The organism is Mobilitalea sibirica, from assembly GCF_015999265.1.
Lineage (GTDB): Bacteria > Bacillota > Clostridia > Lachnospirales > Lachnospiraceae > Mobilitalea > Mobilitalea sibirica.
In genome coordinates this window covers 1-19,712 of record NZ_JAEAGR010000017.1, presented here as the reverse complement: position 1 = coordinate 19,712, position 19,712 = coordinate 1, and the positions used below count along the sequence as shown (strand labels likewise).

Sequence of the window (19,712 nt, the reverse complement as noted above, 5' to 3'; positions counted from 1 at the left end):
TTTCTTAGAATTCATTTAGATGATAGAAGCTGTTGCAATTAATGTCAATTACCCATTATGCAACAGCTTCCGATTATCATTTAACAAATTCAATAATTGTGAATTTAAGTTATTTTTATTATATCTCTACTGCTTCTGCAGATAAGAACTCTAATACTTTACGGAATAATATATCTTCTCTAAGAATATCTTCATCCGCTTCCTCAAGGAATTGCTCACTGGATTCATATCCGTATTCTGCTACGTATTCATCTACCTTAGTATTAAATTCTTCTTCGGTAATCTCAATGTTCTCTGCCTTAATGATTGCATTTAATATTAATTCTCTGGTAGCGATTGATTCCGCATACTCCTGGGAAGTAGAATTAAACACCTCTTCTGTCATCCCGTTAGCGGTGATAAAGGATGCTAAATCCATTCCATACATCTGAGCAGTATTTGTATAAATAACTTTTATATCATTAACATAATAGTCAATTAAGCTCTGAGGTATGGAGATAATCTCTGCATTCTCCAGAACCTTGCTATAAACATTATTCTCTTTTGTTACTTTCATTGTTTCTTCATTGACAAGCACTAACTCCTCGCGAATTGCATCGGTATATGCTTCTATCGATTCATATTCCGTATTATTTAAAACATAATCCTCGTTTAATTCATATTGCTTAATAGAATTTACGGTTACTTTAAATACAACATCTTGACCTGCTAAATCTTCTGATTGATAATCCTCCGGGAAGGTAAGATCTAAATCTACCTTGTCACCAACATTCGTTCCGATTAACTTCTCTTCAAAGCCCGGAATAAACTGTCCGGATCCGATGGTTAAATCCACTCCTGCAGCTGTACCACCCTCAAAAGCCACATCATCTTTAAAACCTTCAAAATCTATGTTTACCGTGTCTCCATTTTGAACCGGTCTGTCCGTAATCTCAGTCGGTGCTGCACCGTTAGCTATCATGTCGTTTTGAATTGCAGTGTTAAGATCCTCTTCTGTTACTTCCAGTTTTTCAACGGTTACTTCTACGCCTTTGTATTGTCCTAATGTAATATGATCCTCTAATTTATAATCACCTTTAGAAAGTGTATTAACCAAAGGTTCGGCTGCCGGTGTATCCGTTCCATCTGTTATATCTGCTGTATCCGTTTCATCGGTGTTCTCTGCTCCTTCGGTAACCGTAGGCGCATTCTCCGTATTATCATCCGTGTTATCTTTTTTACTGCATCCCCCTATAAGCAATAGCATGCTTATACTTAATACTAATAGTAATACATTCTTTTTCATGTAAATTATCCCTTTCCTCTTTTTACAACCGATCAATCCAATAATTATCGGTTAAAATTTAAGTGCTATATTAGGTTATACCATACTTTTATATAAAAAGAAAGACAAAAACATTATTTCACAAATATTTCAATATTATATGGAAACAACCCCTTTTTCCTTCATTATTTGGAACTCGGTTATTCTTTGGAGAAGGTTTTCATCTGACAAAGACTATATTTTTTCAAAGCGATCTACATCCATAACAAATATAGTTGCTCCGCCTACATTGACTACGGCGTTAATGGATGCATATTCAGCAGTACCTACCGGATTGGAATAGATCTGCTGTCTGGGGCCGCATTCTTTTTTAACAATATCTATGACCTCATCCACTTTTTCTTCATCCGTACCTATCATCAAAGTTGTATTACCTTCTCTTAAAAATCCACCGGTTGATGCCAGTTTTGTCACATAAAATCCCTTCTTATTTAATGCTGCTGTTACATCACCGCTATCAATATTACGAACAATTACATAAATTAATTTCATGTATCATCCCTCCCTTTCATCAATTACTAATGGGTCTTTTAGTTACCATCTATACTTATATTATAGTATAAATCCTGTCACTTGTAAATGAATTGAGACCTTATTATACAACTGTATACTTATGCTAAGGCACAACTTAACCAGATGCTAAAATAATAGATACCAGTTGTCCTGTAAGAAATTGCGTAATTGACAGAGAACTTATTCATTGCAGGGCCTGTTCTTCTTATCTCTGTGATACATTTCTTCAAAGGAAAGGGCTGTCAGAAAGCGAGATGAAAAAAGTAAATTCTGATTATGAAGAAACCCACTATAAAGATTTTTTGATTGCCTATGATAATAAGATCCGCTTGGATGCCATCAAATCAAGTCATAAATTATAACATAATTATATTTATATAATAGCTAATAGCTTTAGAAAAGGCGGGACCCTAGGGTCCCGCCTTCTTTTTAAAATTCACTGTTTGAAACGGTAAATTCTATTCTTGTGATACAAAACCTTTCATACTATAACAAGTACCTCAAGTTAGCCACGAACAACTTTCATTCATTACATTACAGCTTCTCTACACCAAGGGTTACATTTTCACCGTTTAAGTTCCAGTCTTTCGTAAATCCTTGCGTCTCTCCAAATTTCAGTTCTTCTGCTAATACTTCTGACTTAATCTCTTCTGCATTACGTTCCATAATGACTCTTATCTTATCATTGCCGCTTTGAGATACGCGGATATGATCCATCACCTCAAAACCGGCATCCTTACGCATGGTCTGAATCTTACTGATGATTTCTCTTACAAAACCCTCTTCAATCAGTTCCTCTGACAGGTTGGTATCCAGTACCACCGTAATTCCATGGTCGGAATCGGATACATAACCCTCAGCCTGAGCCGCTTCAATTAAAAGATCTTCCTTATCAAGAACCGCATCTGTTCCTTCCAGGTTAATTACCAGTTTACCTGTTGTATTGATTTCATTCATCGCCTCGTTACCATTAAGCTCAGCAAGTATATTGCGAATTGCGCCGATCTGTTTACCAAACTTCGGTCCCAGAGTCTTAAGCTGTGGCTTAAAGTTATAAGAGGTAAACTCTCTTACGTCATCGGTAAACAGAACCTCTTTCACATTCAACTCCTCAGCAATGATATCTTTATAGAAATCAGACAGCTTATCATCTGCCTTTACATACATTTTACCAATCGGCTGACGGTTCTTAATGTTAGCGGCATTTCTACAGGCACGGCCAAGGACTACTACCTCTAGTACCTCTTCCATGTTCGCTTCCAGCTCAGTATCGATGTATGCTTCGTTGTAGGCAGGATAATCGCACAGGTGAATACTCTTAGGCGCGTTTTTATCAAGTTTTACAACCAAGTTTTGATAAATATCTTCTGTCATAAACGGAATAAACGGAGCTGCCAGTTTCGCCACTTCAACTAAAGTAGTATAAAGGGTCATATATGCATTAATCTTATCCTGAGGCATCTCCTTAGCCCAAAAACGCTCCCTGCTTCTTCTAACATACCAGTTCGATAAATCATCCACGAAGTCGGCAAGCATTCTGGCACCTTCTGTTATTCTGTAATTTTCAAGATGTGTATCCACCGATTTGATTAAGGTATTTAACTTGGATAGTAACCATTTATCCATTACGGGCAACTTATCGTATTCTAACTTATATTTTGTAGCATCAAACTGATCAATATTAGCATAGAGAACAAAGAATGCATAGGTATTCCACAGGGTACCCATGAACTTTCTCTGTCCTTCCGTAACCGCACCATGATGGAAGCGGTTCGGCAACCATAATGCGGAGTTGATATAGAAATACCAACGGATTGCATCCGCTCCGTGTTGCTCAAGGGCGTCAAAGGGGTCTACGGCATTTCCTTTGGATTTGGACATCTTCTGACCGTTTTCATCCTGTACATGACCTAGTACGATTACATTCTTAAACGGTGCCTTATCAAAGATCAAAGTCGATATTGCCAACAGGGAATAGAACCAGCCCCTGGTTTGATCCACCGCTTCACTGATAAAGTCAGCCGGGAAATTATCTTCAAATACTTCTTTATTCTCAAATGGATAATGCCATTGTGCAAAAGGCATAGATCCGGAATCATACCAGCAGTCAATAACCGGTTTTACACGGGTCATTTGCTTGCCGCAATCCGGGCATTTGATTGTAACTGCATCAATAAACGGTCTGTGCAGTTCAATGTCATCCGGGCAATTATCTGACATTGCTTTCAATTCTTCAATACTGCCGATGCAGTGACGATGCCCGTCTTCACATTCCCAGATAGGAAGTGGTGTTCCCCAATAACGGTCACGAGAAAGTCCCCAATCCTGAACATTTTTCAGCCAGTCACCAAAGCGACCCTGACCGATGCTCTCCGGCATCCAGTTAATAGTATTGTTATTCTTAATTAGCTGATCTTTCACCTCAGTCATCTTGATAAACCAGGATTCTCTTGCATAATAGATAAGAGAGGTATCACAACGCCAGCAGAACGGATAGCTGTGTTCATATTTTAGTATCTTAAATAGCAACCCTTTTTGGGCAAGCATTTTCATAATCGGCTCATCTGCCTTCTTAACGAAAGTACCTGCTAAGTCAGTTGCTTCCGGCTTAAATTCACCTTTACCGTCAACCAATTGTATAAATGGCAGATCATATGCCTTGCCAACACGATTATCGTCTTCACCAAACGCCGGAGCGATGTGAACAACACCGGTACCGTCGGTTAAGGTTACATAATTATCACAGGTAACAAAGTGTGCCTTCTTATCGGCTTTTACATAGTCGAAAAGAGGTTCATATTCCATGTATTCTAAGTCTTTACCAATATAGGTTTCTTCAACTTCATAGTCACCATCGATAACTCCCAGAAGCTCCTTGGCAAGAATGTATTTTTCTGTACCTACCGCAACCTGTTCTTCCTGGTGATGGTCATGCTCCTTACCATGGCCACAATCACAGCCTGCTTTACCAATCACATTACCCTTCTCATCCACAGATACCTTTACTTTAACATAAGTCTCATTCGGATTTACACAAAGCGCGGTATTGGAGGGCAGGGTCCAAGGGGTTGTTGTCCATGCCAATATATATTCATTATCAGTTCCCTTGATTTTAAATTTCGCAATTACGGACTTTTCCTTTACATCCTTATAACCCTGGGCAACCTCATGGCTGGATAGCGGGGTTCCGCACCTTGGACAATAAGGAACGATTTTAAAGCCTTTATATAAGAGACCCTTATCCCATATCTGTTTTAAGGACCACCATACAGACTCAATATACTCATTATGATAGGTAACATAGGGATCGTCCATATCAGCCCAGAAGCCAACCGTTCCGGAGAAATCCTCCCACATACCCTTATACTTCCATACGCTTTCCTTACATTCCTTTAAGAACGGTTCCAGACCATACGCCTCAATCTGCTCCTTACCGTCAATACCAAGCTTTTTCTCAACCTCCAGCTCAACCGGTAGACCGTGAGTATCCCAGCCTGCTTTACGAAGAACCTTATTACCCTTCATTGTCTGATATCTCGGAATCATATCCTTGATAACTCTCGTTAATACGTGTCCAATATGAGGTTTACCGTTCGCCGTCGGTGGTCCATCATAGAAAGTAAAGGTTTCTCCGTCTTTTCTTTCCTCTATGCTGGCTTCAAAAATTTTGTTATCTTCCCAGAACTTTAAAACCTTCTTTTCCCTCTCGACAAAGTTTAAATCCGTTGACACCTTATCGTACATGTTAATCCTCCTTATATAAAAATTATATTATTTAGCTATTGATACAGGAAGCTTTTCCCTCCCTTGTTAAGAATATTTAGTTATTAGATCTATAGGCGGGTTATTGTCCTCCTTAAGATAGATTGTATTGTTATGTTGTAATGTTTTGATATAATATAGGAACATTTCTCCCCCCTATATATTAATTTACTTAAAAGGAGAAGTTATCCTTCGTATAAAGACTATATTATTTGTTATCTTCTATAGAAGAAATTATCCTTCATATTATATAATCAATATGAGAACAAAGAGTTTGCATTGGCAAACTCTCGCGTCTGGCACGTTCGGTAAAACCGACAAAATTCCTTACGTGCTAGTACGCATCCTGTCTGGAAGGCTTTAATTTTATAGAAAATTTGGAGTTATTTCCTATAAAACAAAAAGCTCTCATCCGAAAAAGGATGAGAGCATAAGCTTTCATTTTACCACCTGTTTCACATACTCCGTCCATCCGACTTCATATATTATCCCTATAACGGGGGATACCGACATAACCTACTTGGTACTTTGTTCCCTTTGGGCCATGCAACTTGGGAGTGATTTTCGGACATCTGCTACTCATACCGGGCTTACACTATCCCCGACTCGCTGTATTTTTTGCACAATGCTTACTCTCTCCGTCATCGTTTTTATCAATTTTTGTTTATGATAGTATATAATATGAATAATGTCAATACTTTTCTTGATTTAAGTACATGCAAAGCTTGACTTCTTCATGATTCTGGTATATCTTGTGTTATAATGCAGATAATAAAGAAATAATTTTTCAGCTACATATTCGTATCGTCGGTAGCAGGTAAGGAGATATTATGGGTAAACAAAATTTAACGTTATTAACTGATTTTTATGAACTCACAATGATGCAAGGTTATTATAATAACAAAAATAATGATACTGTCGTATTTGATGTGTTTTATCGTGAAAATCCTTGTGGCAGCGGCTATGCCATATGTGCCGGTTTAGAGCAGGTTATAGACTATATTAAAAATCTGCGGTTTAAGGAAGATGACATTGAATATCTTCGAAGTCTAAAGATCTTTGATGAAGATTTTTTAACCTACTTAAAAACCTTCCGTTTTTCCGGTGATATCTATGCTATTCCCGAGGGAACTGTCGTATTCCCCATGGAACCTTTAGTTAAAGTGATTGCACCAATTATGGAAGCTCAACTGGTTGAAACCGCCTTGTTAAACATTATCAATCATCAAAGCTTGATCGCTACAAAAGCATCCCGTGTTGTCTATGCTGCCAATGGCCAGCCCGTAATGGAATTCGGACTTAGAAGAGCACAGGGGCCCGATGCCGGAACCCTCGGTGCCAGAGCCGCGGTAATTGGTGGCTGTATCGGAACCAGTAACGTACTATCTGCTAAATTGTACGATTTACCTACGCTTGGTACCCATGCCCACAGTTGGATTATGAGTTTTGAGGATGAACTTGAGGCCTTTCGTAAATATGCACAACTTTATCCCCATAGTACTACGCTTCTGGTGGATACCTATGACACTCTACGCTCCGGTGTTCCTAATGCCATTAAAGTATTTGAAGAATTATTACAGGCAGGAAAAATGCCTGAAAGATACGGTATCCGATTGGATAGCGGTGATTTAGCTTATCTATCTAAGAAAGCCCGAAAGATGTTAGATGCGGCCGGCTTCCCTAAAGCAACCATTACCGCTTCCAGTGATTTGGATGAATATATTATCGATTCTTTGAAAACACAGGGTTGTAAAATCGATTCCTGGGGTGTGGGAACAAAATTAATTACCTCCAGAGATTGCCCTTCTTTTGGCGGTGTATATAAATTGGCCGCCATCAAAAAAGACGGTAATTTTATTCCTAAGATAAAACTTTCAGAGAATCAAACTAAAATCACCAATCCCGGTAACAAAAAGATTTATCGGGTCTACGAAAAAGATAGCAACAAGATTAAGGCAGACTTAATTACTTTGGTTGATGAAGAATATTCCTCTGATAATCCCTTACTGCTATTTGACCCGAACGCCACCTGGAAAAAGACCTATCTGGAGCCTAATACGTATACCTTGAGAGAACTCATGGTTCCTATCTTTCTATCCGGTGAATGTGTTTATACTTCTCCGTCAGTTATGGATATACGAGAGTATTGTAAAAAAGAGCAGGAAACATTGTGGGATGAGGCTAGACGTCTTATTAATCCACATATTGTATATGTTGATTTATCCAATAAATTATATCAGATGAAAACTGAGTTATTAGATCATTATGTTGATAATCAAATAATCTAGCATATTTTTCTAATATAAAATTCTACAATATACTAGTTTTTTGCACTATATATGGTATAATATTTTATTATGTGTATTTATTATACTCGGTAGCATGCAAAGAACTAGTTTTTATATGAATTATCTACGACTTAATATGCCTTATAGGCATTTTTTATCGTACCACGCACAAAGTATCATACGAAGATTTGCAACAGCCGCGGTAACCAAACTGTCCTAGCTTATATGAAAGGAGGCGTCAGGTTGGGAAGAAATAAATTTATTATAATAATGTCCGTTTCCGCTTTAATGTTCCTTACCGGTTTTGTTATTTACTCCGTTACAAGCGACGCCCCGGAAAAGAACTCTTATTATGTAAAAGGAAGTGTCTCTGCTTCCACGGTATCACCAAGCGCCATAAAATATGAAATTAATACTGAGACGAATACATACAACTCATCTACCATAGAATATGATGATAATATTATTAATGAGGATATGGTGAATATGGAAGAGAATTTACCAACCGGCATTCCCTGGACACCTGCAACCGAGATGGACTTAGAACCAAGCAGCATCACTGTTTTTATAAACAAAGAGTATGGCCTACCCAAAGACTACGTTCCCTATAAATTAGTGGAGCCGAACATTCCCTTTGATATACCTCATTATGAGGAGCGAAAATTATTACATCCGGAGGCTTCTGTAGCAATAGAGAATTTATTTGCTGCCGCCGAAAAAGACGGGTATGTTCTATACGGAATATCGGGATATCGATCTTACAAGCGACAGCATAACATTTTCATCGACAACATTGTGAAAAAAGGAAAGAAACATACCTTGAGATATTCAGCCGTTCCGGGAACCAGCGAGCATCAGACAGGTCTTGCAATGGATGTATCTTCAAAATCTTTAAGGTACAAGTTAACTACGGCTTTTTCTACCAGCCCGGAAGGTAAATGGCTTGCAGATAATGCCCATCATTATGGATACATTATACGTTATCCGAAAGATAAAGCTGATATCACAGGGTACGCCTATGAACCCTGGCATATTCGCTATGTAGGTAAGGATCTTGCTACATATCTTTATCAAAATGATCTAACCTTAGAAGAATATTATAACTACATACCAAGCGAAGAATTTAATTTTGAAGAAGAGTATTCTGATCTGATAAACTACACTCCAACACCAACACCTACGCCTACCCCTACTCCGTTACCGGAGGATTTAGACGAAGCTGAGGAAGATTTAGAGGGAGAAGAAACTTCCGAAGAAGAACTTTCTGAAAATGACGATACGAATATATCTGAGGATGAAGAGCCTAATGAGGATAACATTTCTAATGACGGAGAATCGAATGACGACATAACCGATCATGAAAGCTCTGATGGTGGTACCATAGATGATAATGATAATACGAAAACCACGGAAGATGAATCAGAAACTGAGGAAAATCTCCCAATAGATGATATTGGGGCTAATAACTTCAAAGAGGATAATGAGGACGACATGAACAATCCCGGTGTAACACCAACGCCTACGCCTTAATTCCTTACGTTCGAGTGTACATCCTGCTTGGAAGGCTTTTTATGATATAGGATATTCCGAGAACTTTCCTATATCAAAATAAAGAGATTTTTATAATTATCTATGCTATAATGATAAGAATCTCTTTTTTCATGCATCGAATATTAGAATCAAGAATATAACAAAACAAAATTATATATACTGATTTACTGAATTATCTTACTTTTTGTAATAAGAATCAGGGAGGATCTGTTTATGCGTTTAATTTTAACCGGCTTATTTTTAGTGATATTTTTTATTCTTAGCATACCTGTTTTTCTAATCGAGTTTATCTTGGAAAAATATAACCGTCGGGCTATGGCTGTTAGTTCACAAGCGATTGTATCAGCTGCTTTTAGGATTGTTTTATTTATATCCGGTGTTAAAAGAACCGTCATCGGCAGGGATAACATTCCCAAAAATGAAGCTGTATTGTATGTTGCCAATCACAGAAGCTATTTTGATGTACCTGTTACCTATGTTTCTTTACCGAATTTGACCGGCTTCATGGCCAAAAAAGAGATTGCTAAAATCCCTTTCTTACGAACTTGGATGAGATTTATCCAATGTCTTTTCTTAGACCGGGATGACATTAAACAAGGATTAAAAACCGTCTTACAGGGTATAGAACAGATAAAATCCGGGTATTCTGTTTTTATATCTCCCGAAGGAACCAGAAATCAGAGCAATGAGATGCTACCGTTTAAGGAAGGAAGCTTCAAAATGGCAGAAAAGACTGGATGTGCCATCATTCCTGTTGCCATCTCTAATACCGATGCCTTATTCGAGAAGCAGACTCCATGGATACGCTCCGCTCATGTTATAGTGGAATTTGGGAAGCCTATCTATCCTAATCAGTTGGACAAGGAAGAACGAAAATTTTTAGGTTCTTATGTACAAAACATCATTAAAGAAGCCTTAGATAAAAACTCAAAGTTAATCTAATGATTAACCGTTTCACTTATTTTTATAATTTTTATATTTACTATTTATTTTTTAACAAAAAAATGATACAATAAACGATGCCTAACAAGAGGCATTATGTGAATTTGTACAAACTAGGAGGTACATAGTTAATGGATACCGTTTTAACCGTATTATTGATTGTTGGAGCTATTGTAATTGTAGGTCTTATCGTTTTATATTTTGTCGGAAAGAAATTACAGAAAAAGCAAGCAGATTCAGAAGCACAGATGAAAGCTGCAGCCCAGACTGTTTCTATTCTAGTTATTGATAAAAAGAAATTAAAATTAAAAGAAGCAAACCTTCCAAAGATTGTACTCGATCAGACACCAAAATATATGCGAGCTTCTAAAGTTCCGATTGTAAAAGCTAAAATTGGACCGAAGGTAATGTCCCTTATTTGTGATGCTAAGGTGTTTGATATCATTCCTGTAAAGAAAGAAGTAAAAGCCGTTATCAGCGGTATCTATATTATGGATGTAAAAGGCTTAAGAAGCGGCTTGGATGCTAAGAAAGAAAAGAAAAGTTTTATGAAGAAAATAACCGGTAGCTTCAAAAAAAACAAATAGACATCGGCAGTACTTTAAATATCATATATACCCGATAAATTGATTTCATTATATGATTTTAACCTATATTAAACAAGCAATATTCCTCTTACCTTATAGACATAATGAATATATAGGGTAGGAGGTTTTTTGAAAATGAAAGTGTGAAAAACAAAATGTTCCACACTATATATTTGTGCTACCACCCAATTTCTCGGGTTGGGGCAGAATGGAGTAACTTATGAAAAAGAAGAATCTTATTTTATTTACATTAATCATTGCGATAATAATACTTGCAATAACCGGTGTTGTAGCATATTCCTTTGAACTCCAGAACAAGAAGGATGTAAAAGAAAATTCCGTTCCTGAAAAAGATATCAATGAAAATTCTGTTCCTGATGTTGATGAAACCATACCAGGTAACACCGATAATACGGACGAAGCAGATAACAATATACCTATCACACCTGAAGCAGACAAAAAAAATGAGGAAACACAACCCGGTAATGCATCTACCAATGGTTCCCCCGACGAATCTTCTATCAACACTCCAATTGTTTTAGCATTTGCAGGCGATATTAATTTTAATGAAGGCTCCAGGCCCATGGCCAAATACGACAGTGAAGCAAAAGGAATTCTGGGCGGTATTTCCCCTGAGCTGATTGAAGAAATGGAAAACGCTGATATTATGATGTTAAATAACGAATTTACCTATAGTCTCAGAGGGAAAAAAGTCCCTGACAAACAATATCATTTCCGAGCAAATCCAAAAAGAGTTAATATCCTAAAAGAAATGGGTGTGGATATCGTATCCCTTGCCAATAACCATACCCTGGATTACGGTATGGATGCATTTTTAGATACCCTTGAAACGTTAGAAGGCGCCGAGATTGACTATGTAGGTGCCGGTATAAATATGGAACGGGCAAAAGCCCCTATCTATTATACCTTTGGCGATACTAAGGTTGCCTACCTGGCCGCCTCCAGAGTTGTCTTTGCAATGGATTGGTATGCTACTGAGACACGGCCCGGTATGATAGGCACCTATGATCCTACTTTAATCCTTACCTCCGTGGAGGAGGCCAAAGCAAACAGTGATTTTGTTGTCATATATCTTCACTGGGGCAAGGAGAAAGAACATTATCCTTTAGAGTATCAGAAGGATTTAGCTAAAAAATATATTGATGCAGGAGCTGATGCTGTTATCGGTTGTCATCCGCACGTTATGCAGGGCCTTGAGTTTTATAAAGGAAAGCCTATCGCTTACAGCCTGGGCAATTATTGGTTTAACGGTGTCAAAAGAGAAACCGGTTTATTAAAGCTTTATCTCAATCCGGATGATACGGTGCAGGTACAACTCCTTCCTGCCATGGGAGAAAACACTTATACTTATTTAATTCAAGAGGAAGCAAAAAGAAAGGATTATTATAAATTTATGGAGGAGATATCTTTCAATGTCGAATTTGACGAGAATGGATATGCCACCGAAAAAACCAGATAGATTTAAATTGCTTTCACCACAATTTGTATCTGGTTGTCCGACAAGGGAACCTGATTGGAGGATAGCGTATACAAAAGAAGAATTCGAATTTCGTTCTCTTCTTCCTTTATCTTAAGTGTTGTTGTATGAATTTGCAGGTGCAGACTTCCATAAGAAGTGTGATATAGGGAAGTGGTATCCTCCTTCAAATCAAAAATCATATGGGTCTTTGAGCTGCCATTCTTTATCATATCTAACTGTCCGGAAGTAAATTTAATAATGTTCTTTATCTTACCTTTACCACCTTCTTCTGTCTCTTCGTACTGCAGATAATGTTTTTTGTTTCGATGCAGATACACTCCCTTAGTTTTGGTTACAATGAGATTATTATCCTCCGCTCCAAGCTGTGAGCCTTTGATCGTAATAAAAACTTCTTTTGTCATGTTAAACTCCCTTATATCATTAATTCCTCTATATTAACATCCTTTGTCTCAATCACTTCACAGGGTAAAATAGAATTGGCAAATCGCCTGAATTTTTCAGCACCGTCGCTGACATAGAAGGTATGATCCATCTGTAGCAAACTCTCATTTTCCAATCCGCAATCTATTAAAATTTCTTTTAGGCTTTTTGCCGTTTCGTAAGCCGGATTAACCAATCTAACTGTTCCTCCGACCGTTTTTCGTATTGTTCTTCTTAACAAAGGATAATGCGTACATCCTAACACAAGAGTATCTATATTATGTGCTAAAAGCTCACCAATATATCTTCTGGCCATTTCTAGAGTTACAGGATCCTCAATCAACCCTTCCTCTACTAAGGGTACAAAAAGAGGACAAGCCTTCCCATAAACCTGAACATTCGGATTCGTTAAACTTAAAAACTCATTATAAATCCCACTGCTTATGGTTCCTTCGGTTCCTATAATTCCTATATTCCCGTTTCTTGTAGCCTCCGCAGCCACTTTGGCACCGGGTTTTACAACTCCTATCATTGGAATATTTACTTCTGTTTTTACTGTCTCTAAGGCAAATGCACTGGCTGTATTACAGGCAACGACAATTGATTTCACACCCTTAGCCATTAAAAACCTTACAATCTGCCTTGTATATGTTATAATCGTCTCCTTAGACTTGGTTCCATATGGGAGTCTTGCCGTATCACCAAAATAAATAATTGACTCTCTCGGTAACTGATGCATAATCTCCTTAACTACAGTCAATCCTCCGACACCGGAATCAAATACGCCTATTGGTGCGCTATTCGTCATGATAACCCTCCATGCTACCGCCTTTGGCAGTTCATATATTCAGTAAATTATAGAATACCTTTTCATTGTACTATCAAAATATCATAAGTTCAAGTGATATGGTTTCTAATTACAATATGCCTTCGAATATCAGTTTATGCTTTTCGTCCTTTCCCGTTACCGTATAGAAATCCAATAATTGGTAATAATTAAAAAAGTAAATATAAAACCTGTTACATAAAAGCTAACAGGGAAGGAGGTAAACATGAATGCAGATAACATAAACGATCCAAACTTTAATCGTAACATTAACACACATAATACTAAGATCAATAAAAAAATCATTTCATTTTATATGAATCTTTTGAATAGTAAACTTCGTTTGACACTATTGGTTTCTATACTTTTCATTTCTTGGATATTAACCCTGCTGATAAAAGCAAATGTAGTGAATGCCAGCCAAATACAAGAAGGAATAGCACATGAAATCATAAGATTTCATGTAATTGCAAACAGCGACAGCATAGAGGATCAGGAGCTTAAATATAAAATTAAAGATGTCTTAGTAAAGGAAATGACCCCTTATCTGAAAGACGCAAAAAGTATCAATGAAGGTCGTAACATTATTAAAAGCCGACTAGTTTTTATACAGGAAAAAACCAAAGAGCTCATCTTAAGGGAAGGGTACAATTACCAAGTTAGTGTCAGCTTAGAAAAAACCTATTTTCCTATGAAGATATATGGAGAATATACCTTTCCTCCCGGTATTTATGAAGCTTTAAAAGTCAAAATAGGCGCCGCGAGGGGTAAGAACTGGTGGTGCGTCATGTTTCCGCCCCTATGTTTTGTCGATGAAACCTATAGTATTGTCGACGAAGGCACCGACAGGCAATTGAAATACCTACTCGATGAAGAAGAGTATGCAACCCTGCGGGATCAAAAAACCCCTGTGAAAGTAAAATTCAAGTTGTGGGAATCAATAAAAAAGCTATTCAAAAGCTGATTGTAAAGACTTTCTCAATATGATAGAATACGGATATCCTATATAACCGGAGGCAATCATGAATTCCATCACGATGAAAGCATATGCTAAGATAAATTTGGGGCTGGATGTCCTAAGAAAACGGGAAGACGGTTATCACGATGTCAGCATGATTATGCAGACTGTCAGTTTATACGATACCTTAACCTTCCGAAAATCCAGGAAAAGAGATATTACATTAAAAACGAATCTCCCTTATCTTCCCTCGGATCAAAAGAATATTGTATATAAAGCAATCGAATTATTTAAAAATACTTTCCATATTAGCGAAGGAATACATGCCACCATATACAAACGAATTCCGGTGGCAGCCGGCTTGGCCGGAGGTAGTTCGGATGCTGCGGCTGCCTTAAAAGGATTAAATACTCTTTACCGTACCGGACTTACGCTTAAGGAGCTTATGGAGTTAGGAGTTACGCTTGGAGCAGACGTCCCGTATTGCCTTTTGATGGGAACCGCCTTATCGGAAGGAATTGGTGAAATATTGACTCCACTTGGGCCTATGCCTTCCTGTAATATATTACTTGTAAAACCGGATCTTAATGTGTCTACCAAATACGTATATGAGAATTTAGTACTGGATCATACTGTGCCCCATCCGGATATTCCCTCCATGTTAAAAGCCATTGAACATGGTGATTTAGCAGAGCTTATCGTAACTATGGGTAATATTCTTGAGACGGTTACCGTCAAAGAATATCCCGTTATTAATCATATTAAGAATGATATGATTAATAACGGTGCCCTCACTTCGCTCATGAGCGGAAGCGGACCCACTGTATTCGGTATCTATGATAATCCCGCGACGGCGGAAAAGGCCTATAAGTATTTTAAGAACTCCTCCTATAAAAAACAGGTGTTTCTTACAAATCCCTATTGGCCGGATCTACCTCTAAAACAATAATCATGCAAAAGGCTGTTTCAAAATAGTTAAACGATGAATATGATTTTACCGTAATGCACTGTTTGACGGACATATTGCTGATTTTGTTATGACTAGTACGAACAGAAGTGTTCGAACTAGGCATACAAAATCGAAATATGTCCTTCAATCTGTGTGTGAGGTAAATCATATTCCCATTGTTTATTTTGAAACAGCCCCTTGGTACTCATTATTTATTTTGACAGCTGAGCCGATGCGGCCTGCTGTTGAAATGCATTCTTGGCTTCTTCATCCATAGAAACCTCATCCCTAATAGAATCTCTCCACTCTTCCAGCTTGCAAATCGTTGCATCCAAGGTCTCTTTACAAATCCCCGGAAGTTCGCCTCCCCAGGCCTTTGTCGCCTCCTCAAAGCCCTTTTTAACAGCATCGATCATCTTATCCGCCATAGAGGGGTCCCCTCCCGTTAAGGCTTTTGCAAAGGATACCAACCTCTCAGAGGTTTGCTTGACACCCCAGTATCCGTCCTCGGCTACATCTTCCGCAGCCTTTGCCCTCGTCTCGGGGTCTACCTCCAGCTTACCTTCCCGAAGTAGGGCATAGATGTCAGTGGCTTCATTTAAGGTCTGTCCCTGTTTTAAAAGCATCTTCTCCACAAGATCTCTTAGGCTTTGGGTTCTCTTCTCAGCTTCCTCTAATAGTCGGTTAATCGTAGCTTCGTCTCTTTGGTATACCTTCTTGCTTTCTGTTTCCTTATTGTTTTTCTCGTATACTACTGCCGTATCTTGACTTGATTGTTTGTCTTTCTCTTTTACTTTCTCCTTACTATTACCTGCTTGGGCTTTTCCCTTACTGCCGGCTTCATAGCTGCTAACTGCATTTGTTATCTGACTTATACTCATTCGAATCCTCCATTCTTACGATGAGATCTCTCACCAGTTCTTAAATATCTCCTACCATCCTTGGTTACTGGAGGATGCACCTTCCTTGGTACATTGGAAATGCTATCCTATGCTTATATTTCGGCAAAATGACAAAAAATCTTTATATTTATACCGTAGCTTTCCATCAAAAAAGAATAAAGGGGACGTTTCAAAATAGTGAAGCGGGAATATGATTTACCGTAAAGCACTGTTTGACGTCAATGTAGCTGATTTTGTTATGCCTAGAACGAACAGAAGTGTTCGAACTAGGCATACAAAATCGAAAATATGTCCTTCAGCCTGTGTGTGAGGTAAATTATATTCTCATTGTTTATTTTGAACAGCCCTTATCAATCGCTTATCTTTCTACAGCCATTACTGTAGCTTTCTCTTATCTGTTTCATATTATATTTTAGTGGTATTCTTTATATTGTAACATCAACTTTCTTTAGGATGATAAGCTTATCGCCCTCTCTAATCTTATCCTCCTCCATATTGTTAATGCTCATAATTGTATCCACAGTGGTATAGTATTTCTTTGCAATATTCCACAATGTATCATTTTTCTTAACAACGTATCCGATAATTCCGGGCATGGACTGTAATTTATCCATATCAATATCTGATACTTCAATATCGGTAATGATCGGTTCCGTGATCTTATCAAATACAATGGTATTCAGGCTCATAGTAGCCTTCACTTCGATTTCATCACTATCCAACATCATAACACTCAGTTGATCAATGTTCGGCTTAATATCAAAGCTACTGTCAGGTTTCATTCCCTTCACTTCAATCACCTGGGTGAATGGAATGGCTCCTTTTAGTGCGTTCATCGGCCTTAAATCATCTTCGGTGATATAGAGAATTCCAACCTCAATAATACCTTCTACCTGAAGCTCCGTACCCTCCGGAATTATTTCATCAATTTTGATGGTTCCGTTGGCATGGCAGATTTGTAGTATTGTAGGCTCATTTTCAGGAACCTTAATCCGATCAGCAATACGGTACTTACTGTTATTTTTTATAACCAGATTTTCGTAGGTTGCATTGCGGATAATAGGTGTAACCTCTTTTGTCGGACTGTAAACATCATAAAGTATCTCAGGCTCCTCAATTTCATAAACCTTGATGCCCATCTCAAGTATAACTTCAAAATCCAACACCCTCTCTTCACCATCCACATCCGGTTTCATCTCGAGGTTTTTACTTACGATACGGAAGGTAATATCCTCAATCATATCCTCATTACAGCCGTTACACTCAATATTACCGCTAAAGGGAATTTCTGTCTCATAATATTCAATCGGATTCTCTTCATCCTCACTTGTGTAAAGGATAAAAACAGGTATCTCACCTTTAATGCTAAATCTGTTCTCCAACATACGAACTTCAATATTATTAAGTTGAAGATCACTGTACAATATGGAGGATACATTCCCTTTGTTCGTTGGTAGCATAATCTCATCTTTTATTCGAAAGGTATCCTTTTTATTAATGCTTACATCTGTAATTTCTATTTTTTTATTTAAATATTGTACGTCATCCGTGTCTTCCACCATTACTGCTGTTTCTTCATCATAAAGCTCTTCTATAGCCACATTGAGCCTCACAATAGATCTTATACTTAACTTTCTTGAATTAATTAATCCGGCTGATAAATCTTCTAATTCCCATTTTATAATAGGGTCATCATCCGCACAGGAAACATCCATATTAATAACTTCGTCAAACGGAATTTCCCCTGAAATATTATGTATCGGTTTTGAATTCTCTCCACCCAGGTAAAGAACATTAAAGGCAAGCGAACCCTTCACCATAAGCTTTCCGTTCATCGCCTGAATATCCGTTATCTTAACATCACCCTGCTCCGTAATAATTTTATCAATGTCCGGTTTAATATCGGGGACATTACAGTCATCATCCAATGTAAGCTGCAGGGTACTCTTACATTTTAATTTATTCATATGAATATTCTTTTTAATTAACTCCACTTAAAATCCCTCCTTGTATTTGGACATACGATGGAATGCCTCTGTCATATCTTATTCAAGAAAAAAGGGATTTATGAATATAATTAAACAAACTATTACTATATATAATACAATCATAAAGAGATACTTAATTAGTTAATAGAATAGAGAGCTTGCCTTAGCAAACTCTCGTGCCGAGCGTTGTCGGTAAAAACGACAAAATTTCTTACGCGCGAGTATACATCATGCCTAGAATACATTTAATATATAGTAAATTCGGATAAATTCCCTATATATTTTAAAAGGCCAAAACCGTATATTATATATAACGGTTTTGGCCCTACCTTATACTTATCCTCAGCTGCATAAAATAAGTTCAACATCCTTTGTCAATACATCCGTATAGCTGTATGACATAATTCGGACTGGCATATCCTTGTTCTCCTGAATTTTAATTAAAAAGATACTCGGATATGTTTCAGATATAACTCCTTCTGTCTCATCAATTTTATGTCTGCCCCTATTAATTCTAACTTTTACCTTCCTACCCGTATGGCTTATAACTGCGTTTCGAACCTTATTAACGTCATTTTGCTTCATCATTATTTTACTCCTTACTAATGCATTCATCTCCATTGCACGAGCCGATCTTCCATATGGATATATCATACATTCTTCCAAATAAATCTGTTACAAATTCTATGCATCATAAGTATTATAACATGAAATTCTAATAATTGTCAATAAATTTTCAGACAATTCAACACAATTCTCGGGTTTGTATAGAAAAATATGCACATGAAACAATTGAAAATTTGTTGCTTTTTATGGAATATTTTCACAAGCTTAGTTCGTTGTGCCCAGATAAATACAGTAATTTGCACAAAAATCTAACATCTAAACCATCTAAATTTATCCAATGTTCCAAACTTCAATTATTTCACACAATATATAGATGTATTCTTTTACATATTACTAAATATTGTTGTATTTTTCCAAATTAGTAAATTTTCTGTCATTTTTTTTATTAATTGTATAAAATCTTAAATCAATATACAAGAGCAAGCACCCATTAAGCTAACAAGGGCTTGATAAGATACCTCTTAAGTAGACAAGGGAAATAACCAAAATCTACTTAGGAGGTATTTTTATGTCCAAATCACCACACACTACTGAGTTCCGTGCGAAAGTTTCACAGGAATATCTTGATGGACTT

Annotated in this window: 15 protein-coding genes; 7 read left to right on the top strand and 8 right to left on the bottom strand. The window is 37.4% G+C overall.

Annotated elements, in window-relative coordinates:
* Window positions 1-118 precede the first annotated feature (118 nt).
* The 3 genes from tig to ileS all read right to left on the bottom strand — a co-directional run bounded on the left by tig (window position 119) and on the right by ileS (window position 5,581).
* Window positions 119-1,285, bottom strand: coding sequence for a trigger factor (gene tig / locus I5677_RS14320; RefSeq protein ID WP_197662325.1), 1,167 nt, complete (start codon window positions 1,283-1,285; stop codon window positions 119-121).
* Between the two features lie 213 nt (window positions 1,286-1,498).
* Window positions 1,499-1,816, bottom strand: a complete 318-nt coding sequence (locus tag I5677_RS14315; protein ID WP_197662324.1) for a cyclic-di-AMP receptor — start codon at window positions 1,814-1,816, stop codon at window positions 1,499-1,501.
* A 555-nt stretch (window positions 1,817-2,371) separates the two neighbouring features.
* Window positions 2,372-5,581 carry an isoleucine--tRNA ligase gene (gene ileS, locus I5677_RS14310; protein WP_197662323.1) on the bottom strand — a complete coding sequence of 1,070 codons (3,210 nt, stop codon included), beginning with the start codon at window positions 5,579-5,581 and terminating at the stop codon, window positions 2,372-2,374.
* Between the two features lie 848 nt (window positions 5,582-6,429).
* On the opposite strand from ileS, the gene I5677_RS14305 reads away from it, so the two are divergent.
* The 5 genes from I5677_RS14305 to I5677_RS14285 all read left to right on the top strand — a co-directional run bounded on the left by I5677_RS14305 (window position 6,430) and on the right by I5677_RS14285 (window position 12,447).
* A complete protein-coding gene (locus I5677_RS14305) occupies window positions 6,430-7,887 on the top strand; it encodes a nicotinate phosphoribosyltransferase (protein WP_197662322.1) in 1,458 nt (485 codons plus the stop codon).
* A gap of 243 nt (window positions 7,888-8,130) precedes the next feature.
* Window positions 8,131-9,417 (top strand): M15 family metallopeptidase, encoded by a 1,287-nt coding sequence (locus tag I5677_RS14300; RefSeq protein ID WP_243456613.1) that lies wholly within the window; start codon window positions 8,131-8,133, stop codon window positions 9,415-9,417.
* A gap of 234 nt (window positions 9,418-9,651) precedes the next feature.
* Complete coding sequence (locus tag I5677_RS14295) at window positions 9,652-10,380, top strand: lysophospholipid acyltransferase family protein (RefSeq protein ID WP_197662321.1); 729 nt, start codon at window positions 9,652-9,654, stop codon at window positions 10,378-10,380.
* A gap of 131 nt (window positions 10,381-10,511) precedes the next feature.
* Entirely contained in the window at window positions 10,512-10,967 is a 456-nt protein-coding gene (locus I5677_RS14290) for a hypothetical protein (protein WP_197662320.1), read from the top strand.
* A 220-nt stretch (window positions 10,968-11,187) separates the two neighbouring features.
* Window positions 11,188-12,447 (top strand): CapA family protein, encoded by a 1,260-nt coding sequence (locus I5677_RS14285; protein ID WP_197662319.1) that lies wholly within the window; start codon window positions 11,188-11,190, stop codon window positions 12,445-12,447.
* 2 nt (window positions 12,448-12,449) lie between these two features.
* Here the strand turns inward: I5677_RS14285 and I5677_RS14280 are convergent, their stop codons facing one another.
* Together I5677_RS14280 and murI are read right to left on the bottom strand one after the other, a co-directional pair.
* Window positions 12,450-12,869 carry a DUF1934 domain-containing protein gene (locus I5677_RS14280; RefSeq protein ID WP_197662318.1) on the bottom strand — a complete coding sequence of 140 codons (420 nt, stop codon included), beginning with the start codon at window positions 12,867-12,869 and terminating at the stop codon, window positions 12,450-12,452.
* An 11-nt stretch (window positions 12,870-12,880) separates the two neighbouring features.
* Complete coding sequence (murI, locus tag I5677_RS14275; protein ID WP_197662317.1) at window positions 12,881-13,696, bottom strand: glutamate racemase; 816 nt, start codon at window positions 13,694-13,696, stop codon at window positions 12,881-12,883.
* Window positions 13,697-13,940: 244 nt separating this feature from the next.
* Between murI and spoIIR the strand changes: the two genes are divergently transcribed.
* A complete protein-coding gene (gene spoIIR, locus I5677_RS14270; RefSeq protein WP_197662316.1) occupies window positions 13,941-14,678 on the top strand; it encodes a stage II sporulation protein R in 738 nt (245 codons plus the stop codon).
* Between the two features lie 58 nt (window positions 14,679-14,736).
* Entirely contained in the window at window positions 14,737-15,621 is an 885-nt protein-coding gene (ispE, locus tag I5677_RS14265; protein ID WP_197662315.1) for a 4-(cytidine 5'-diphospho)-2-C-methyl-D-erythritol kinase, read from the top strand.
* Between the two features lie 212 nt (window positions 15,622-15,833).
* Here ispE and I5677_RS14260 read toward each other — a convergent pair whose 3' ends face one another.
* The 3 genes from I5677_RS14260 to I5677_RS14250 all read right to left on the bottom strand — a co-directional run bounded on the left by I5677_RS14260 (window position 15,834) and on the right by I5677_RS14250 (window position 19,099).
* Complete coding sequence (locus I5677_RS14260; protein WP_197662314.1) at window positions 15,834-16,502, bottom strand: hypothetical protein; 669 nt, start codon at window positions 16,500-16,502, stop codon at window positions 15,834-15,836.
* A 446-nt stretch (window positions 16,503-16,948) separates the two neighbouring features.
* Window positions 16,949-18,517 (bottom strand): DUF3794 and LysM peptidoglycan-binding domain-containing protein, encoded by a 1,569-nt coding sequence (locus I5677_RS14255; RefSeq protein ID WP_197662313.1) that lies wholly within the window; start codon window positions 18,515-18,517, stop codon window positions 16,949-16,951.
* A gap of 336 nt (window positions 18,518-18,853) precedes the next feature.
* Complete coding sequence (locus tag I5677_RS14250; RefSeq protein WP_197662312.1) at window positions 18,854-19,099, bottom strand: Veg family protein; 246 nt, start codon at window positions 19,097-19,099, stop codon at window positions 18,854-18,856.
* Window positions 19,100-19,712 lie beyond the last annotated feature (613 nt).